The 535-nt window shown below is 41.9% G+C and carries 1 protein-coding gene; it reads left to right on the top strand.

The features are described 5' to 3' along the window. Positions 1-195: 195 nt before the first annotated feature. Positions 196-535, top strand: a 340-nt coding sequence (locus tag J5M58_RS26095) for a peroxiredoxin (protein WP_243432559.1), incomplete at its 3' end; no start/stop codon positions are given.

Raw genomic sequence — 535 nt, 5'->3', positions numbered from 1 at the left:
GTATGAAAGCGTGCGGTAACGGCGTTAAATTTAATAAAGCCCGTCCCTAATTGGTTACACTCAATACCATAATCGATAGCGCCGCACCACCAGACCAGTTGTTTACTGGTCTTTTTTTATTTTGTCGCATGAAGAAGTTTGTACTCAATCTGGCTTTCTGATATTGTTAGTTCAATTTTTGCTTGGGAAATGTCCATGACTCAACTACCCAATTTTTTAGTCACCACGGTTGAAGCGGATACCAGCCGTCATGCTACAGCGCAGCCGCAATTTATACAGCGTCAAATCAACCTGCAAGACTACGCAAAGCAGTCAGAGAAAGGCTTGATTCTGTACTTTTATCCAAAAGACAACACCTCAGGCTGTACTGTACAAGCGCAAGATTTTAGCCATCATTTGCCCCAATTGCAGCAGCTTGGCTACCAAGTCATTGGCGTATCAAGAGATAGTGTTAAAAGCCATGAAAAATTTATCGCCAACCAACAAATTAATTTTGCGCTGGTGAGTGATACCGATGAACAACTTTGCCAATATT

The sequence above is a fragment of the Pseudomonas sp. 32_A genome (genome assembly GCF_017490905.1).
Taxonomy (GTDB): Bacteria; Pseudomonadota; Gammaproteobacteria; order Pseudomonadales; family Pseudomonadaceae; genus Aquipseudomonas; species Aquipseudomonas inefficax.
This window is presented reverse-complemented; position numbering and strand designations above follow the sequence as displayed.